Raw genomic sequence first — 18,431 nt, forward strand, 5'->3', positions numbered from 1 at the left:
CGCAACCTTCATTTCCCGTTCAAGCATGAAGGGCATCACAGGTTTAGACTAATCTGCTTTAATCGTTCAAAACTTGACGCGACACCCGCTGCGTTAATGTCGTCGACATATACATAAACAGCTGTGCTGTTATACTCACGCACTTGTTTTCGGGCACTCGACACTATTCCATGACCACCAGAATCCTGATCTGCGACGATTCCGCCCTGGCGCAAAAACAAATGGCCAGAGCCCTGCCCCCAGGGTTGGCAGACGACATCCTGTTCGCGGGCAATGGTAACGAAGCGCTGGCTATTCTCCGCGACAAGCAAGCCGAGCTGCTGTTCCTGGACCTGAATATGCCGGAACTCGACGGCTATCAGGTGCTCGAACGCATCCGCAAAGAAGATCTCCCGGTGCTGACCATCGTGGTCTCCGGGGACATCCAGCCGGAAGCCCGGGAGCGGGTGCGCAAGCTTGGGGCCATCGATTTCATCAAGAAGCCAACCGATACCGGCCAGGTGGCACGCCTGCTGGAAGAGTACGGCTTCTACCGCCCGACAGAGCTGGAAGACGCCGCGCTGAATGATGCCGCTCTGCACAGCCGGGACAATCCCGCGCCGGAAATCTCCGTCAGCCTGAGTGATTACCTGCAGGAAATTGCCAATGTGGCCATGGGGCGCTCCTCCGATTTACTGGCACGACTATTAAGAGTGTTCGTAAAACAACCCATACCGAAAGTGGCCTTCATTGCCAACTCCGAATTACACATGGCGATCTCCGCCGCCCAGCGCGAAGAGCACTATTCCGCCGTTTGCCAGGGTTTTACCGGCGCCGGCATTGCAGGCGAAGCGCTATTGTTGTTTGAAGACGCCAGCTTCCGGGAAATGGCAGAGCTGCTGCACTACGATGTGCTGGAAGGCGAGGCGGTAAACGTTGAAGTGCTGATGGACATGTCCAGCATTCTGTTTGGGGCCTTTATTAACGGCATCGGTGACCAGCTGGACCTGAAACTGGGCCTGGGCCACCCCACCGTTCTTGGCCAGCACCGCCCCGTAAACGAACTGCTGGACCATCACAGCAAACGGGAAGAGCAGCTTCTGTGCATCGAAATCAGTTACGCCCTGGAAAAACAGGATATTCGCTGCAATATGTTGATTCTGTTAACCGAAGACTCCATCCCCTTCCTTGAAAAACGCCTTGCGTATCTGGTGGATTGATTATGGGCTTTGATCAGGACGTCAACGAATTTCACTGGCTGATGGATATGCTCGAATCCGTTGAAGTCGGGCTGGTGGTGCTCGACCTGGATTTCCACGTGCAGGCATGGAACGGCTTCATGGAACACCACAGCGGCATCACCGCCAGCCAGATTCGGGACAACAATCTGTTTGATGCCTTTCCCGATATCCCGAAAGCCTGGCTCAGCCGCAAAGTGGACGCAGTGGCCATGCTCAACACCCGGGCATTTACTTCCTGGGAACAGCGCCCGTATCTGTTCAAGTTCCGGAACACCCGCCCGATTACCGGCACCGAAGAATATATGTTCCAGAATCTGACCATCAGCCCGATTACTGCGCCCACGGGCGAGGTAACGAAAGTGTGCCTGCTGATATACGATGTGACCGAATTTGCCAGCAGCAAGCGGGCCCTGGAACGAGCCAACGAACAGCTGGCGAAGCTGAGCATGACCGACCGGCTAACCGGCCTGTTGAACCGGGGCACCTGGGAAAACCTGGTAGACGCCGAATACGAGCGTTTCCGGCGCTATGGCCAGGCCACCAGCCTGGTGATGTTCGACATTGACCACTTCAAACCGGTTAACGACACCTATGGCCACCTGGCCGGAGACGACGTGATCCGGCACACCGCCGAGGTCACACGCAGTAACATCCGCCAGTCTGACAGTGCCGGCCGTTACGGGGGGGAGGAATTTGGCATTATCCTGCCGGAAACCGATGCTGAAAACGCCAGGATTATCTGTGAGCGGATTCGCGAGGCTATCGAAACCAGTCTTGTGAAGACGACGGCCGGCGATATTCAGTACACGGTAAGCATGGGTATCGCGCAATTAACGGAAACGCCGGAGAACTATATGCAATGGATGCAGCAAGCCGATGAGGCTTTATATGAAGCGAAGGAAAGCGGGCGAAATAAAGTGGTTATCCGGTAAACGCACCCCCTCCCGTGAACACGAGAGGGGATTAGACCATCAGTCCTGCTGCCAGCCCTGAACGGCTTCTTTACCGTACTTTCCACGCCACTCGTTCAGAGTCTTGTGGTTACCGCCGCGGGTTTTAACCACTTCACCCGTGTGCGGGTTTTTGTAGGTTTTCAGCGGGCGCTTGGGGCGGCTGCCGGTTGCAGTCTCGGCTTTGGCACCGGAAATAGAAGGATCAATGGCCGCAAGAATCTGCAGAACATCCTTCGGGGATTTGTCATATTCTTTCATCAATTCACGAACTTTGTTTTCAAATTCCAGTTCGCTCTTCAGTGCCTGGTCTTCTTCAAGCTGCTCCAGCTCGGCGGCCAGCTTTTCCATCAGCTGTTTCTTCTGGTAATAATCGTTAATCTTTGCCATGGAAATAAAACCTTTCATTGGTTGGTTTTAAATACTGAATAAATAAGACCGGAAGTCGCCACGAATAATAATGTAGAAATAGCAGCAAGGCAAAATTAATTATTTAAAACCACTTAATAAAAAAGCCGGCACAATGGCCGGCTTTCTGAAAGAACCCAATATCACAAGCGTAAATCGGCCTGCCCCATAGGCAACACACCCTTCAAATCAAATAACACGCCGTTGCTATTCGTATATGCACGCAGTTGGTCTGCCGACATCGACGAATAGTCGCGATGGGGTACAGCGAGGAATACCGCATCGTATTCACCGGCTTTCGGCTCGGCAACGAGGGAAATACCATATTCGTGTTCAGCCTCGGCATTATCTGCCCAGCAATCGGTAACATCCACCTGACAACCGAAATCTTTCAATTCATTAACCACATCAATAACACGGGTATTTCGCAAATCCGGACAATTCTCTTTGAACGTCAGCCCCATCACCAATACCCGCGAACTGGCAATGGTATGGCCTTTCTTGATCATCGCCTTCACCAGTTCAGCCGCCGCATAGGGCCCCATATTATCGTTCACCCGCCGGCCCGCCAGGATAATCTCCGGGTGATAACCAATGGCCTGGGCTTTATGAGTGAGATAATACGGATCAACACCAATACAATGTCCGCCAACCAAACCCGGTTTGAACGGCAAGAAGTTCCATTTCGTTCCGGCCGCTGCCAACACTTCATGGGTATCAATACCAATGCGGGAAAAGATCATCGACAGCTCATTCATCAACGCAATATTCAAATCCCGCTGGGTATTTTCAATCACCTTGGCCGCTTCGGCCACTTTAATTGAACTGGCCTTATGCGTGCCGGCGGTAATGATATCCGCGTAAAGATTGTTTACCTCATCGGCAATGTCTGGCGTTGAACCGGACGTGACTTTCATAATCGTGGTCACGCGGTGCTCTTTGTCGCCCGGGTTAATCCGCTCCGGGCTGTAGCCGGCGAAGAAGTCTTTATTGAATGTAAGGCCGGATACTTTTTCCAAGACCGGCACACAGACCTCTTCAGTGGCACCCGGGTACACCGTGGATTCATAAATAACGATGTCGCCCTGTTTGAGCACCTTGCCTACCGTTTCGCTGGCTTTAACGAGTGGAGTCAGGTCCGGCGTTTTGAACTCATCTATTGGCGTGGGCACGGTCACGATGTAAACCTGGCAATCGGCAATGCCTTCTACCGTGTCTGTGAACGAAAGGTGGCTGGCCGCAACCAGTTCCTCTGAGGACAATTCGCGAGTAGCGTCAATACCATCCCCAAGCTCGGCGATGCGCTTGGTGTTGATATCAAAACCCACCACTTCACGCTTCTCACCAAAAGCAGCCGCCAGGGGCAAACCCACGTAGCCCAGGCCTACAACCGCGATTTTCTTCATTCGTCCTCCAAAAATGTTCGGTTTTAACCGTTAAATTCGTCTAGCCTGCGGGAATCACAACCTGCGATTCCGGTGCCAATGATTGTAATTTTACCTGCAATGCCGCCTTCGCGCCTGCATCGCCGTGGACAATGCGAATCTCCGAGGGCGGTTTCGGGATACCCGCAACAAAACGCAGCAAGTCCTCCTGGCCCGCGTGGGCTGAATACCCGCCCACCGTGTGAACCCGGGCCCGGATATCGTAGCGTTTGCCATCTAACTCTACCCAACCGCCCCGGGGCCCGTAGGTCAGAATGTCTCTGCCGGGCGTGCCTGCGGCCTGATAGCCGACAAAGAGCACATCGTTGCGCTCATCGTCCAACATGGCTTTGAGATAATTCACGACTCGGCCACCTGCGCACATACCCGAACCCGCAATTACAACACAGGGCCGGTGGGAACGGGCCAGATACTCCACCGCATTCAGATGGCTTTCATGGGAGCCAATCACCGTCAGCTGCTCAAAGGAAAGCGGGTGTCGCCCTGCACTGACCAAGGCCCGGGCTTCGTCGTCCCAGTATGGCTTGAGATCCCGATAGATTCGGGTGAACTCGGCGGCTAACGGTGAATCCACGACAATCTCAAGATCGCCCCAACACAGACCACGCGCCGAAGACGCCTCGCCCGCCTGCTCGATAGCCCGACCCCCAAACTCCGCTATCAAGCTTTCAATCTCGTAGAGTAAATCCTGGGTCCGGCCAATGCTGAACGCCGGAATCAACACCGTACCGCCATCCGCCAGCGCGTGTTCAAGCACCGATTTCAAACGATAACGGCGGGTCTCCCGGTCTTCATGGTTTTTGTCACCGTAGGTGCTCTCGATGATCAACCGGTCGGCTTTCTCCGGTGATTCCGGAGCAGGCAATAACGGGGAATGCGGAGCGCCCAGGTCGCCACTGAATACAATGCATTCACTTTTGCCCTCTGCCCGAGCATCGCATTCCACATAGGCAGAACCCAGAATGTGCCCGGCCCTTTGCAAACGCACTGCCAACGCCTCCTGGTCACCTTCGATCACAGAATGCCACTGGCCATAAGGCAAAGGCACAAGCTGGGAACGGATTCTGTCGAGCACCTTTTCGATTAACCTACGGTCTTTGGTAAAGCCGATCTTCAGGGCATCTTCCAGGATCTCCGGAAGCATAATGGCTGAGGGCTGGGAACACAGTATCGGGCCATCAAAGCCGGCGGCTAACAGATAAGGAATGCGCCCTACGTGGTCTATGTGTACGTGGGTGACAACGAGCGCACGGATATGATCAATCGGGAAATCGATGGCCAGATCCAGGGCGTTTGAGGTGGGGCCTTTGTCTTGCCCCTGAAACAGGCCGCAATCGATGAGAATGCCGGAGCCCGGTAGACGGAGTTCGTGGCAGGAGCCGGTGACGCCATTGACGGCGCCGTGGTGCAAGAGCCCAACCATAACAACATCCTTGTTGAAAAATTACCAACTGATATATGCAATATCAGCCTGATTTTTGTGAACGGGCAATACGATACGCAAAGCCAATCAATATGGCAGGAGAAGCCTTTACGCCCAATTGTGCCATTGCATAAAACAGATTCACAATTACCGGTAACCCAAGCTGTTTAATCGCCTTTATGCGAACCCTGAATTCGGCCCAGCCCTTTTTTCTGTCAGCACGGCGCTTTAAAAAATCATCACCTATCCGAAACAACAAAAGCGGCCGCTGCATATTCGCGAATTGGTACCCCTCGCCCATCAAAGTTAACCAGAATGCCAAGTCTTCCGATCGAACATACTCTGTCGGATACCTGGCACCGGCCTCAAAAACCTGCCTGCGAAACATAACCGTCGGATGAACTAACGGGCACTGCTTGATAAAACGCCGAGCCAAAGTTGAATGTCGCTCAGGTAAGCGTTTCTCGAAGACAATGTTCCCGGAACCCGTTATTTCATAACAACCAGCGCCCAGCACAGAAATGCCGGGGTTACTGCCAAGAAATTGCACCTGCTGCTCAAACCGCTCCTCCATAGAGATATCGTCAGCGTCCATACGGGCTATAAAATCTACGTCCTGGTCTTGCAATGCCAGGTCAATCAGGCTGTTAAGTGTATGGGCTAGGCCCCGGTTTTCCGGAAACCGAACCACCCTCAGCCGTTCATCATTGAACTTAGCAACTGCATTCGCCACATCCGCCGCCAGCGGGCCATCACAGCCAACAAAGAGAATAAAATTACTGTACGTCTGCGCCAGAATACTGCTAATTGCCTCCACAACCTGACTAGGCTTGTCGCCCGTATACACTGGCATAAGCACCGCAATCTTGCCCGACACCTTCACCGCTGCCTCCCCTGTGCGTACAACAAACAGTACTTTTCAGCCATTGAGTCCACGGAAAACGCATCACAACACTTACGAACCGGGTGCTGCGCCCAATAGGCAACGACAGCCTGAAGACCATCTGCTAACTGGTTCGGACTACCTTGCTCCAGATTATCCAGATTGAACCACAACACCTCCGGGATCTCAGTATTGGCTGCAGCTATCAGCTCACGATGGGCCGGTATATCCGAGAGCAAACAAGGAAGCCCCGTGGCTACCGCCTCCATCACTGCATTCGGCATTCCTTCCGAGGCCGAGCTGGAGATAAGTACATCCGCAGCCCAAAGTGCAGGCCTCACATCCTCACGCTTCCCCAGAAATCTCACGCCATCGGTCCCCTGCACCGCGCGCATACAACTGTCCAATTCCGGGCCATCCCCAACCACCAGAACCTCAGGGGGCGTCACAAGTCTTGCAAGTGCGAAAAGCAGCTCCGGCACTCTTTTTCGCCGAATTAAATCACCCACGATCACAACAACAAAGCTATCCGGTGCCAGCGATAGCGCATTCCGAGACTCCGCCCGCTCCTGCAAACCCGGAGCACGAAAATACTGTGAATCAACAGCGTTATGCAAAACATCAAGCGGCAACTTTCCATAATCCTCCAATAACCGAGCGATAGCCCCAGACACCACAGCCACACGATCAAACTCGGCCAAAGCCCGCAGGTGAAACCAGGCCATCAACCAGCCCTTTACCTTTCCATATAATGGCGGATAATCGTCAGATGGATAATTCCGGAGCGTAGCAATACGGTTTACTACAGGATCAACCCCAGATACCAGACTATCAGCCCGGACTCCCTGAGTATGGACAACGTCTATTGCTCTACCAATCAACAATTGCCTGAGCCGGGCCCTGCCTACGAACAAACTCTTTAAACGAGGTAGGTCAAGCGATATCACCTCCAACCCTCTATCAACAAACATCCCCTTCAAAGAGTTCTCGGGTTCGGGCGACAAAGTCAAAACACACACTCGGTGCCCCAAGTCCTGCACCCTCGTCGACAGGTACAACAATTGCCTAGTAGGCCCAGTTCGCTCAAGCGTAGAAACAATATAAAGAACGTTAATAGTTCACCTCGCAGCCCTTTCATGATGTTTCCATGAAATATCCAGGCGCATTGTAAAAACGACGAATGTTAGCGTAACCAAGGCCAGGAAGCGCTGATCCAGTAAAAACGGCTCTTTGAAGTGAACAAAAAACACCCAAAAGCCTAAAGCGGCGACAAATAACTTATGCTCTTTTTTCTGCGCACCTTTAAAAGCTAGAAAGATCATTGCGCCAATAAAGAAATAAAAGACAGCGGAACCTACCCCTCCAATAGCCCATAGCAGGCGAATGTACCCCAAATCACTTGGAATCCGGTTCAATTCATAGGTGGAAGGGTTTCCCCAAACAACACCAGCCAAAGAATCGGGCCATAATACGAAAGAAGAAAAAGCTTTCCAGATACCTTCATCCCAGCGCCCGGAAAACAGGTAATAAAAATCGTCTAATCGCCGGAAATCAAGCAGGCCTATCCAGTACAGAACCAACAATCCAAAGCAACTCCCCCCCCCCACAATCAGCAATACACCGACTCCTCCAGCCTTACGCTCAATTAGGTAACAACCAGCGAACGCTGTCACCGTGATACCTATCAATATCAGCCCTGTCCTGCCGGCAACGACGCAGGCTGAAAAAAGAATCGCGAAGCCCACCAAACGTGCCAGTTTTTCCCGGAGTAGCTGGCTCCAGTTGAACCGCAGCCAGCCAGCCAAAAACGCAAGTGCAATAACAGACGATGCCCCCGCGCCACTGGCATTAAGCAAACCGCGAGCGCGGGCACTAGTGTCGTCTATGTTAGAGAGGTTAACGGTTACTTGGGAAAACCATTCTCTGGGCTCCACCCACAAAGCGGCCATTACAATTGATGAGCCATAAAAAACCATGCCCCAGAACAGAATGTCCAGGAAAAAATCAAAGTCTTCCTTAAGTGCAGACAACACAAAGGCCAACAAAAGAGCCCCGGGAAATAATTGGATGCCGATAAGGACAATATCCTTGAATACCCGGTAATCCTGACTGCCAGTTGCCCAGTACAAGGCCGTGAGGTAAAGCACCAGAGTGACGAATAAAAACACAAACCAGCGAAACCACATACCCCGGCAATAACTACGAATCAGCCACGGCAGAAACAACACACCAAGACCACCAACCCAACGGGTGGTATAACCAGGCAGCCCCTGGAACGCCACTGGCATCAGGTATAGAAAGCCAAGCGCGCCCAACAACCGCCGAGCCCAAGAAGGATGGGAAACCAGTGTTTGCCGAGCACCTGCTATCAAAGCATTCATTAACGTTAACATCCTGTGCTCTGGCCAATCCCACTGAGCAACTGCCAGTATTTCTGAGCAACCGCATCAGCGGCAAAACGTGAAACAGAACCTCTTATCTCCGCTGGCTCCCATACCCGAAGTGCCGCCTCCTCCATACAGGCGGCAAACCTTTCAGACTGCACTTGGCTAACCAAAAAACCGTTCACCCCCCTCACAATTACCTCATTCGGCCCGGAAGGACAGTCAACAGAGACAACAGGCTTGCCATGCACCATAGACTCAATCAAAACATTCGGAAAACCTTCGTAATGTGAGGTAAGTACTGTCACATCAGAAGAAGCGTAATAGCTATCGGGATTCTGCCACCCGAGGAAACGAACATAATCGGAAATCCGGAGCTCTTTACACATGGCCTCCAGCCGCGGCCTCTCGGAACCCTCTCCAAGAATGGTCAAACCAACGTTCTCCAGCCTTTTTCTCAGTTCTGAAAACGCCTTTAAAAGAAAGGGCAGATTTTTTACAGGCTCTAACCTGCCTACAAACAAAAATTTATGGCATCCATAAGTGCCCGTCCGCGTTACGCCCTCAATATTCCTGAACTCAACAGGGTTTGGGATGAGCGCTATCTTTTCTTCCGTAAAGCCGTAATTCTCAACAAGATCTCTAGCCATACCCCTGGATTGGGCAACAACCGTGTCGGCCCGCTGAAACAGCAGCTTCACTAAAGGGTTCACAACATACCGATGCCAGACAGCAGCTTCCCTGGAATACTTCTCGGTCAGGTTGCTGATATTACGGGCGACAATCTTCACGTTAACACCAGAGACAGCACGTGCAATAATCAGCAAAACCGCCAACTGGTGGTTAAATACCAGGATAACCTCCGGTTTCACTGATCGTATCCAGCTAATAAGCCGAGGTAACACCGAGCGGGCGTGATTACACCCAAAGGAATGAAACACAACAGACTCCGGCAGGGGCCAACTGCCTTGATCTCCGCGAAGCACAACCAGGCCGACCGATTGCCCCTGATTGTGCAGTTCACAGACCAGAGTACTACAAACCTTCTGCGCACCACCCTGGCCCAAGTCGCTGATAAAAAACCAGACCGACTCAGTACGCATCGCCATAAACATCCTTCAACACCCTGCAGGCACGGGCGCCCCAGGTGTAATGCTCCAAAAAGTCACTGCGTGCCTGGCTACCGAGGCGCTCGCCTAACCCAGTTTCTGAGTACAACCTGTCAATTGCCCCACACCAATGGTCCGGGTTTTCAGGTTCACAAAGCAGGGCATTCTCGCCATCATCAAGCACTTCCTGAAGCACGGGGAGGTCTGATGCCACAATTGGCTTACCGGCTGCCATATACTCAAAAATCTTTAGCGGCGACATCCACCGAGAAACATCGCCACCACCGCCCGCCGTTGTCACGCGTTTCTGGTACGGAGCCAACACCGCATCAAACCCCTCAATTAGCGAAACAGCCTCCGCCTGGGGTAAAAATCCCGTAAAACGAATATTGCCCAGGTTCCGCAAACGTCCACTCCAGTAATCGATATCGGCATCATCTCCCCCAACCACAGTAAAGGCGTAACTTGGCCTTCTTTGTGCGACGGCTGCAATCATTTCCATGCCTTTGCCCGTGTAAAGCTGGCCAACGTAGCCCAGCTCAAACCGGCCTTCTGTTCTCTGCCCGCCCAGCTTCATAACAGAGTTCGGGGATGGACTGGCCGCATCATGAGCCACCAGAATGTTATTTTCACCCAACATGGTATGGCGCACATACCAGCCCGCAAGGGCATCGGAAATCACCACTAGCTTACGGAACCCCCTGCCACAGGCAACCAATCTGAAGCAGGCCATGCCAGGCTTTCCCATGGTTTCCCAAACGGGGGCATGGGCCTCATAAGCCGTCGGAATACCCGCCATCGACGGCAACATGAGAGAAGGCAAATGCCTACCGTATACCCGGTCAGCCTTCAAACGCCGAATGGCAAGAAAGGCCAGTAATGCAAACCACCACCCCCTGCCAGGCATCTTTACCCAGGGCAGTCTCTTAATGGTAAAACTTCGGGGCACGCCATAGCTTTCGAACAGGTCACGCTGATCTGACTCCGACACTGCAGGCACCAAAAGTGTGACCTCGTATCCGACCGACGCAAGCGCATCGCACATCTTCATAACATGCACACTGTTCGCCGCCCGCGAGGGTATGATTGAATTGGCGACATAAACCAACTTCACAATCGCCCCCCGGAGTACCCCAACCGCTGCCCCCTTGTGCGCGCCCCCCGAATCAGCGAGCGAGCCACTCGCGCGCCCAAAGCTGTTCGGCGCCAGTGCAGAAAGTCAGGTTCAAGCTCCTCCGCCACACGCATCCAGGATTCAACGATCGCCTCCCGGCGGCACACCTCACAAGCAACCCGACCATTGGTAACCAAACGCTGATAAAGCCCGGCATTGCTTGCCAGGCTCTCAAGCGCCCTTGCGAGTTGATCAAAGCAGGTAACCTGCAAATAATTACCACCGGGTTCGCCAACCTGCTCATAGGCCGAATCCATACCACCAATGAATGGCGTATCAGCCAGCCAGGCATTAAAAAGCTTGCTTGCCGGTTTACGTGGGTACCGGCCACCCGAAAAGTCGCGCAAACCTACCAATACATCCACGGCGGAGTAATCATTCCAGTTATCAGGCGATAACAGCCGAAACGAAAGCCCGAGCCGCTCACACACAGGCGCCAGCGAACTTTCAGACAAACCGCTGTTGATAGGCAGACCGGCAAACCCAACTGTCTCAACATTACAGGCGCGCTCAGTTTGCCTTGGTATCAAACCCGGCTGCGGCCAATGGTGCAGCCAATACCGGTTAAAGCCTGCCTGCTCCGCATTCTGAACAATATGAGCATGGGCCCACGGGATCAAAACCTTGTCGGCCGCCAAAGAAACCGTATAGTAGCGCTCACTGCCAAACCGCCGGCCAATCAGCATGGAAGCTGGCACAAAATTGATGGCATCTTCCCTAGGTACCGAACCCAGAGATGCTTCAACGCCGGCCCGGGCCAGAAAAATTGCAGACTGAAGCGCCCAAGCTGGCTCGCTTCGCCCAAACCTTTTCCAATCGCGGTCAGGGTCGAGAGCCATTAACTGATTAGAGGCTTCCGGCATCACAAAGTGCAGATTAACCAAGGCCTGCACCCCGCCTTCGCCACCGTTGAATCAGCAAGAGCTTGATCGCCACAACCAAAAAGAACTCAACGCCAAATGCAATAACAACACCCATTAGCCCAAGGGCACCCACCAGCGACCACAGCAGCCACAAATAAAGAGGGGTGGTAAATATGAGAATAACCGCGGTTTCCCGCGCAAACCCGAGAGCAAGAAACAAAGGGTGAATAGTACCGGCGCCCAGACTTAACGCGCTTAACACCGCGAACACAATTAAAGGAACCACCAGGGCATTGTAGCTTTCGCCCAAAACCGAAGGAACCCACCAAATACCGGCCACTGAAACCAGTAAAGCAAGAGGAAGCGCAATCAGTGCAACCCATAGCCCGCTGCGCCAGGCAAGGCGAATACTCCCGCTGGAGTTACCCTCTCCGGCGTCTCTCGACAGGAATGGATAAACAGCCTGATACAGAGGTGAAGATATTTGCCCCAACAACTGCCCAACCTGCCGAATCACCTTGAACTGCCCGGCCGCGGCTTCATTGAGAACTGCACCAACCACGATTACATCAAAATGCTTTACCGGAACAGCCAGCGCCGAGGAGGCATTTGTCCAGAAAAGAAACGACAAGTATTGCCGGATCTCAGAACGGGAGCCGGTGACGAACTCCAACTTCCATTTTCGGGCAACGGAAAGCCCTCCGAAGACGATAACAGCGTACCCTAGAGCCATAGAAATTCCATAAACCCAAAGGAACCAGGCAATACCAACATCCAGGGTAACACCAACCACCACACCAATCAGCCGAAAGGCGTTAGCCAAAACCAGATGGACAGCCAATAAGCGATAACGCCCGGCAATACGCAACAGCCCGGTAGCCGCGCCTGTCACATTGCATACAACCACCAGGCAGAACCACCCGGCACCAGCCAGCACCGCATCCGACCAACCCAAAAACTGTCCCACAGACTGAGCCAAAAACAACCCCACCACTCCAGCTACCGCAGCACTGGCCACATCCGCCATAAGGCAAAATGAAACAAGACGAGACAGGTTGGGCGCATTGGCCGTGTCAGTAGCTATACTGGCACCGAATTTAATAAGCGCCTGCCAGGACTGAAAGTTAAGAAGCTTATCAATAACCACCGCATAAGTGGTTATCAACGCCAGGGCGCCAAAACTCTCGGCGCCCAGGTGACGTGCAGTTGCCAGAAAGGCCGCCAGGCCAAGTGCACCGGCAAAGGCATTCCCGGTAAGTAGCGTACCTGCCTGTTTAAACAACAGGCGGAGTTTTTCCAGCTCAACTACTGTAGCAGCCATCAGCCCGACTTTTCAAAGGGGACTGATGGCGCCGTCCACCCTAGCCAATCCTTTGTGTGTGAGTGGTCTACCAGCAGCGAACCGCACAGGCGGTTAATCGACTTATGCTGGCCCAACAACCTGCCAGCAAGTGTTAAACACCAAACCGGTACCGGCAATAACACCGGGCGCACATTACCGGCCGAAGCCAAGCGCAGAACAAGCTCGCGAACACTGAGATCCTGCTGGTCGCATGGTATAAACACATTACCGCATGCCCGAGGATGACGGAGGCAGAACATCAGGAAGTCGACAAGATTGGAAACGGAAATCAGGCTGCGCTTGTTATTCAGCAGGCCTAATGGCAGTGGCTTTCTTGCAGTAACTGCCGCCTGCAGCCGCGCAAAGTTGCCTTTGACACCTCCGCCATAAACCAAGGGCGGACGCACTACTACCCACTCACAGTGGCCACCCAAAGCCTCCTTTATGGCCTGTTCTGCCTCCCATTTTGATAGGCCATATGCGTCTTCAGGTTTAGGTTCATCGAGCGGATGGAAAGGCGGGCGGCCGCCTGTACTCTCACCGTTAACCTTAACTGAACTCAAGTAAATCAAGCGTTTAACGCCAGCTTCCAGCGCCGAATTGGCCAGCCGCACAGAATAATCGACATTCACCTCGCGGTAGGCCTGCAGCGCCTTCTTGTGTGGCAAGTTATCCATCACATGGGCACGACCAGCACAATGGATAATATAATCAACATCCGCAACAGCCTGAGCCAGAGCGCCCGCTTCAAAAGGAGCGACAGACACCAACTGGTCCACAGAATCTGGAAACCCCGCACAAAAAGACCGGGACAAAGTGCGAACACGAAAATCGCCTCTGCGAGCCAGCCCTAGCGTTAACTGAGAACCCACAAAGCCACTGGCCCCCGTCACAAGCACCCGGGGCGACTGCGCGCCCACACCGTTATACATGGCCAGACTCAGTCTTCCCGGCGCCCGCGTGGATCATAAAGACACATGCGGGCAGCAATACCAGCAGGAACAGCACCGACCCTGAATGAGGAATAACATTTGCCATCATCGAAACCGGAACAAGCACAAAAAACATGACCCCACCATACCCCAGAGTAACAGGCTTATGCCGCCCGAAGCGCCGGGAAAGCTTCTGGTAGGCGTGAAGATTATGGGCTTGAAGCGGATTTTGACCAGTTAACACTCGTGTAACCAGCGTAACCGTTGCATCTGAGATAAATAACGTAAGCAGAATAATCCAGCTCCAAAGGCTCGCATCAGTCTGAGAGGCTGACAACAGCATCATAAAGCCGATAATAAATCCCAGAAAACCGCTGCCACCGTCACCCATGAAAATCTTTGCGGGTGGCCAGTTCAGAATGGTAAATCCAAGCACTGCCGCCAAAATAAACAGACAAATCCAGGTCCACTCTACGTAGCCCAAATACCAGAAATTGCAGGCCATACCGCCAAACAGCAACAAAGCCTGAATCGCCGCCAGGCCATCAATCCCATCCATGAAATTATAGAGATTGATCAGCCACACCCAACTCAGCACCAGCAGGGGCCACAACAAAAACGCAACAGCGCTGTCTACCTCCAACCCGAACAGGGTAAACACCGGCAACCTGGGAATCGACCACATCCCAATGCCAACCACTACAAAGTGGGCGAATAGACGTAACTTGGGAGAAACGTCACCAAAATCGTCCCATACACCCAAGGCCAGCATGATAAAGCCCAGAGAAATGAACGCCATCATTGAAGGGTCTGGCACCCAGTCGAGCACAGAGAAAAGAATACCGAGAATGATCGAAATAACCGCAATGGCGATACCACCGCCATGGGGAGTCGGAATGGTGTGGGAACAGCGTTCGCTCGGCAATGCCAACGCATTGCGCCGAACCGCCCAGGAGCGAACCGCCACGGTAAGCCCCGCGGCCGCTGTCACCACGAGAAACATGACAATAGAGAGGCTAATAGATGACAAATTCATGACCCAACCCGAAAAAATTCGCCGGATTGTATCACAAACACATTAGCCTTGAGATTGGCTGAAAATAAATGCTGCTAAAATGTCACTTCAGTAACACAAAAACGACAATCAGCTTACACGGACGACCCGGCTCAGAACCTCAGTGGCGGATTGGCTGTCGCCATTCTGCCAAACCAGGTCCGTCAGCTCGCCATTCGGCGCATAGGCAGTGCGGGCCTCTACCAGTAGATCTCTTACTGTTTCGCAGTCAAAAGACTGACTGGCTGATCCAAACCGGTTCAACAAATCCTCAATCGCGGGCCAAGGCAAAGACACCTCCCTGGCCATCATAATTCGCGGATGCGCAGTACCCTGGGGGTTGTCGCCAATCAACAACTCCTCAAACAACTTCTCCCCCGGGCGCAGGCCAGAGAACATAATTTCAACATCACCGTCCGGGTTAGCATCCGTGCGCTCTTCCAGGCCCATCAGGTGAATCATCCGCCGGGCCAGATCAACAATTTTTACCGGTTCGCCCATATCGAGCACAAACACTTCGCCGCCCTGCCCCATGCTGCCCGCTTGCAGCACCAACTGGCTGGCTTCCGGGATGGTCATAAAGTACCGGATGATATCCGGGTGGGTAACCGTCACCGGGCCGCCATCACGGATCTGATCGCGGAAAAGCGGCACCACGGAACCGGAAGAGCCCAATACATTGCCAAAACGCACCATCGAAAACACCGTGCCAGACTGGCGCTTGGCCAGCGCTTGTAACACCAACTCGGCCATACGCTTGGTCGCGCCCATCACATTGGTGGGCCGCACCGCCTTGTCGGTGGAGATCAATACAAAACGCTCCACCCCCGCTGCAATGGCAGCCTCAGCCGTATGCCAGGTTCCAAAAACGTTATTCTGCAGGCCTTCTATTATGTTGTGTTCCACCAGGGGTACATGCTTGTAGGCCGCCGCGTGGTATACCGTCTGAATGCTGAATGCCCGCATAACGGCCTCACAGCGCTTACGGTGACACACGCTGCCCAGCAAGGGATGGATGTCAACCTGCAAACCCTCAATACGATTGATCGCCTGCAATTCCCGCTCGATGCTGTACAGCGAAAACTCCGACTGCTCAAACAACACCAGTACCCGGGGCCGATGACGAATAATCTGCCGGCACAATTCCGAACCAATAGACCCGCCCGCGCCTGTAACCATCACAGATTTCCCAAACAAGCTTTCGGCAATCTGCGCGTTGTCGGGTCGCACCGGGTCTCGCCCCAACAAATCCTCGATTTCCAGATCCCGGATATCGTTAATGCGCTTATCGCCGGCTATCAGTTCTGCCATATTGGGCACGGTTTGCACCGGCACCGACAGCGGCTCCAGCTGTTTTAACAGGCGCTTTCGATCGACACCGGAATCCGCATCCAGAGCCAGCAACAACCGCTGTACCCGATGCTTCTGTACCGCTTTCTCAATGTATTTAATGTCGCAAACCGGCAGGCCGTTAATCAGCGCCCGATGATTGGATTCCAGAAAACTGATAAATACCACAGGCAGGTACTCGGTGCCCTGGTCCAGGGCCTGGAACAGCTGCATACCGGTCTCGCCGGCCCCAACAATCGCCACACGCTCTTTGTTGTGGCGATTCGGGCGCATAATCAGCATCCGCATCCCCATGCGGCTACCGGACACAAAAATGAACGCCAGGGCGGCATAAATAATAGGGACAGAGCGAGGCACCAATACGTCCAGCCAGTAGCCCAGCAGAATCAGGGTAACCGTTGAGATCGCGACCCCCATAATGACCGTGAGAAAGGCCTTGTCGCTCAAATATCGGATAACGGCGCGATAAAGCCCCAAGCGCACGAACACCGCTATCGTGAACGCCACCGTTACTCCGGAGATAACCAGATGCTCCTGGGCAGGTAGCCAGAGCATTTGCTCCAGGCGCAGCGCAAACGCGGCCCAAAGGGCAAAAAACAGCGCGACCACATCGGCTACAACCGAAATCATGCGTTTGTGGAAGCGGGGCAACCCCAGGAATTTTTTGAACATTCTCACCATCCTTGAAAAAGGCTCAGCGCCCGGCTGCCTGCGCCATCACATCGGCCAGTACCTGGCAAGTCTTGTCAATCTCGGCCTGCGTGAGCGTGGGATGCACCAAAAACATCAAACTGGTTTCGCCCAACTCCCGGGCGACCGGCAACCGCTCGGCCGGGCGCCAATCTGTGCCATCAAACGCCTTCTCCAGGTACACCTCTGAGCAGGAGCCGGAAAAACACGGCACACCAGCGTCTACAATGGCGTTCTGAATACGGTCCCGATCCCAGCCCTCACCCAGCTGAGTCGGGTCTACAAACACATAGCCCTTGTATGCTGCGTGCTCAAGGCCTGGAGGCACTTCGGGCACTCTCAGCCCCGGTAATTCCCGTGCACAGCTCCAGATCGCCTGAATATTCTGCGCCCGGCGCTCGAACCACTCAGGCATATAGCCTAGCTGCAAACGGCCAATCACGCCCTGGGTTTCCATCATCCGCCAGTTAGTACCAAAGCTCTCGTGCAACCAACGAAAGCCCGGCGGATGCTCACGCTCGTAAACGGCTTCCCAGCTTTTGCCGTGGTCCTTGTAAGACCACATGGCACTCCACAGGGCTTTATCATTGGTCGTCACCATGCCACCCTCGCCGCCGGTGGTCATAATTTTGTCCTGGCAGAACGACCAGCAGCCCACATGGCCAAAAGAACCCACCGAACGGCCTTTGTATTTCGCGCCGTGAGCCTGGGCACAATCTTCAATGATCTTCAGATCAAACTCTTCGGCAAGCGCCAGGAAGCCATCCATATCACAGGGCCAGCCCGCCAGGTGCACGCAGACTATGGCCTTGGTGCGTGGCGTAATCGCCTTGCGCACCGTCTCTGGCGTAATGTTCTGGGAATCCGGGCACACATCCGCAAACACCGGCACCGCCCCGGCAGTAACAATGCTGGACACCGACGCCAAAAACGTGCGCGGCGTAACCACCACCTCATCGCCCTCGCCAATGCCAAGCGCCTTCAACGCCAGATCCAAGGCCACCGTACCGTTGGCCAACGCAATCGCGTATTCGGCATCGGCAAACGCCGCAAACTCCCGCTCAAACGCACGACACTCCTGGCCTGTCCAGTAATTCACTTTATTGGAGAGTAGTACATCCCGCACTGCATTGGCCTCTTCCTCAGAAAAGGAAGGCCAGGGGGAAAAAGGTCCGTTTAGCATGGTTACTCAGTTTGTTGATTC

Annotated in this window: 16 protein-coding genes; 2 read left to right on the top strand and 14 right to left on the bottom strand. The window is 53.6% G+C overall.

All coding sequences use genetic code 11. From position 1 onward, the window contains the following. Positions 1 to 170 precede the first annotated feature (170 nt). Positions 171 to 1,199 (top strand): response regulator, encoded by a 1,029-nt coding sequence (locus ACP2AU_RS15305; protein WP_426377085.1) that lies wholly within the window; start codon positions 171 to 173, stop codon positions 1,197 to 1,199. A gap of 2 nt (positions 1,200 to 1,201) precedes the next feature. Continuing rightward, entirely contained in the window at positions 1,202 to 2,152 is a 951-nt protein-coding gene (locus ACP2AU_RS15310; RefSeq protein WP_426377086.1) for a GGDEF domain-containing protein, read from the top strand. A gap of 39 nt (positions 2,153 to 2,191) precedes the next feature. Here ACP2AU_RS15310 and ACP2AU_RS15315 read toward each other — a convergent pair whose 3' ends face one another. The 14 genes from ACP2AU_RS15315 to ACP2AU_RS15380 all read right to left on the bottom strand — a co-directional run bounded on the left by ACP2AU_RS15315 (position 2,192) and on the right by ACP2AU_RS15380 (position 18,410). Next, positions 2,192 to 2,560 carry a histone-like nucleoid-structuring protein, MvaT/MvaU family gene (locus ACP2AU_RS15315; protein WP_426377087.1) on the bottom strand — a complete coding sequence of 123 codons (369 nt, stop codon included), beginning with the start codon at positions 2,558 to 2,560 and terminating at the stop codon, positions 2,192 to 2,194. A 161-nt stretch (positions 2,561 to 2,721) separates the two neighbouring features. Next, entirely contained in the window at positions 2,722 to 3,984 is a 1,263-nt protein-coding gene (gene tviB / locus ACP2AU_RS15320) for a Vi polysaccharide biosynthesis UDP-N-acetylglucosamine C-6 dehydrogenase TviB (protein WP_426377088.1), read from the bottom strand. 40 nt (positions 3,985 to 4,024) lie between these two features. Next, on the bottom strand, positions 4,025 to 5,446 hold the full coding sequence (locus ACP2AU_RS15325; RefSeq protein WP_426377089.1) for an MBL fold metallo-hydrolase RNA specificity domain-containing protein: 1,422 nt from the start codon (positions 5,444 to 5,446) through the stop codon (positions 4,025 to 4,027). A gap of 43 nt (positions 5,447 to 5,489) precedes the next feature. Next, positions 5,490 to 6,329, bottom strand: coding sequence for a glycosyltransferase (locus tag ACP2AU_RS15330; RefSeq protein WP_426377090.1), 840 nt, complete (start codon positions 6,327 to 6,329; stop codon positions 5,490 to 5,492). Next, positions 6,326 to 7,444 (bottom strand): glycosyltransferase, encoded by a 1,119-nt coding sequence (locus ACP2AU_RS15335; RefSeq protein WP_426377110.1) that lies wholly within the window; start codon positions 7,442 to 7,444, stop codon positions 6,326 to 6,328. The genes ACP2AU_RS15330 and ACP2AU_RS15335 overlap by 4 nt, the downstream gene beginning before the upstream one ends. A gap of 3 nt (positions 7,445 to 7,447) precedes the next feature. After that, the gene (locus ACP2AU_RS15340) at positions 7,448 to 8,710 is read right to left on the bottom strand and encodes a hypothetical protein (protein ID WP_426377091.1); all 1,263 of its coding nucleotides are present in this window, start codon (positions 8,708 to 8,710) and stop codon (positions 7,448 to 7,450) included. 5 nt (positions 8,711 to 8,715) lie between these two features. Further along, the gene (locus ACP2AU_RS15345) at positions 8,716 to 9,822 is read right to left on the bottom strand and encodes a glycosyltransferase (RefSeq protein WP_426377092.1); all 1,107 of its coding nucleotides are present in this window, start codon (positions 9,820 to 9,822) and stop codon (positions 8,716 to 8,718) included. Next, positions 9,806 to 10,936 carry a glycosyltransferase family 4 protein gene (locus tag ACP2AU_RS15350; RefSeq protein WP_426377093.1) on the bottom strand — a complete coding sequence of 377 codons (1,131 nt, stop codon included), beginning with the start codon at positions 10,934 to 10,936 and terminating at the stop codon, positions 9,806 to 9,808. The genes ACP2AU_RS15345 and ACP2AU_RS15350 overlap by 17 nt, the downstream gene beginning before the upstream one ends. After that, on the bottom strand, positions 10,933 to 11,889 hold the full coding sequence (locus tag ACP2AU_RS15355; protein WP_426377094.1) for a hypothetical protein: 957 nt from the start codon (positions 11,887 to 11,889) through the stop codon (positions 10,933 to 10,935). Before ACP2AU_RS15355 ends, ACP2AU_RS15350 begins: the two co-directional genes overlap by 4 nt. Beyond that, positions 11,873 to 13,180: a lipopolysaccharide biosynthesis protein gene (locus ACP2AU_RS15360; protein ID WP_426377095.1), complete on the bottom strand. Its 1,308-nt coding sequence runs from the start codon at positions 13,178 to 13,180 to the stop codon at positions 11,873 to 11,875. Before ACP2AU_RS15360 ends, ACP2AU_RS15355 begins: the two co-directional genes overlap by 17 nt. Next, on the bottom strand, positions 13,180 to 14,133 hold the full coding sequence (locus tag ACP2AU_RS15365) for an NAD-dependent epimerase/dehydratase family protein (protein WP_426377096.1): 954 nt from the start codon (positions 14,131 to 14,133) through the stop codon (positions 13,180 to 13,182). Before ACP2AU_RS15365 ends, ACP2AU_RS15360 begins: the two co-directional genes overlap by 1 nt. Then, entirely contained in the window at positions 14,126 to 15,100 is a 975-nt protein-coding gene (locus ACP2AU_RS15370; protein ID WP_426377097.1) for an MraY family glycosyltransferase, read from the bottom strand. Before ACP2AU_RS15370 ends, ACP2AU_RS15365 begins: the two co-directional genes overlap by 8 nt. A 177-nt stretch (positions 15,101 to 15,277) precedes the next feature. Further along, entirely contained in the window at positions 15,278 to 17,209 is a 1,932-nt protein-coding gene (locus ACP2AU_RS15375) for a polysaccharide biosynthesis protein (protein WP_426377098.1), read from the bottom strand. A gap of 22 nt (positions 17,210 to 17,231) precedes the next feature. Next, complete coding sequence (locus ACP2AU_RS15380) at positions 17,232 to 18,410, bottom strand: DegT/DnrJ/EryC1/StrS family aminotransferase (protein WP_426377099.1); 1,179 nt, start codon at positions 18,408 to 18,410, stop codon at positions 17,232 to 17,234. Positions 18,411 to 18,431: the final 21 nt, after the last annotated feature.

The sequence above is a fragment of the Marinobacter sp. VGCF2001 genome, from assembly GCF_049943275.1.
Classification (GTDB): domain Bacteria; phylum Pseudomonadota; class Gammaproteobacteria; order Pseudomonadales; family Oleiphilaceae; genus Marinobacter.